Raw genomic sequence first — 963 nt, forward strand, 5'->3', positions numbered from 1 at the left:
TCGGTCTTTATAATCTTAAAAGTTGCCTCTGCTACAGCATTGTCATAAGGGCATCCTTTGTGACTTAGGGATCGAGTAATTTCAAAGGTTTTGAGTGTATCTTCTATTAGCTGGTTCTTGAACTCATTTCCTCGATCCGTATGGAAAATCTGGATATCTTTCAGGTTTCCCTTTACGGTCTGAAATGCGTGTTTTACAAGTGATGCCGTTTTGTTAGGTCCGGCACTATAACCGATGATTTCTCTGTTAAAGAGATCAATAAGAACACATATATAGTTCCAGCTCATGCCGACTCTGACATATGTTAAATCGCTTACTACCACGTTTCGGAATGGCTGTTTGTTGAATTGCCGGTCAACTATATTTTCAACCTTTGACTCATTACAGGTATCCTTTTGTGGATGGAACTGGGCTGTGGTATAGTTTGAAACTAGCCCTTCCTGCTTCATGATTCTGCCTATCCGACGGCGTGAAGCAATGATATTTCTTTCTTTCAGTTTTACTTTGATTTTCCGGGTTCCGTAATTATTACGGCTCGCTATAAATATATCAACTATTGAAGCCGTCAGTTCGGATTCATCCGGTTTTGCCTTAGCCTCATAATAATAAGTGCTTCTTGGGATTTGCAGGACATCACACATTGCTGACACAGAGTATTTGTGAGTATTAGCCTTAATCACATTTACTTTCGTCCTAAGATCAGCGCTGCTTGTTTTAAAATGTCGTTCTCCATCTTAAGCTGTTGGTTTTCTTTGCGAAGACGAAGTAGTTCCTCATCTTCTGGAGAACGGTTATCTTTCTCCTTGAAGGATCCAGTTTTTGTTGCCTGGCCTATCCATTTATCAAGGAGGGAGCCTGAAATATCATATTCACGTATGATATCGCATTTTCTCTTACCGCTTCGGGAGAGATCAACAATTTGTTGTTTGAATTCGGACGTAAATGTACGACGATTTTTGAGTT

1 pseudogene is annotated in these 963 nt (G+C 40.0%); it reads right to left on the reverse strand.

From position 1 onward, the window contains the following. Positions 1-963 (reverse strand): annotated as a pseudogene (locus CLNEO_RS15165) (IS3 family transposase); the annotation flags it as partial.

It is taken from the genome of Anaerotignum neopropionicum, assembly GCF_001571775.1.
Lineage (GTDB): Bacteria > Bacillota > Clostridia > Lachnospirales > Anaerotignaceae > Chakrabartyella > Chakrabartyella neopropionicum.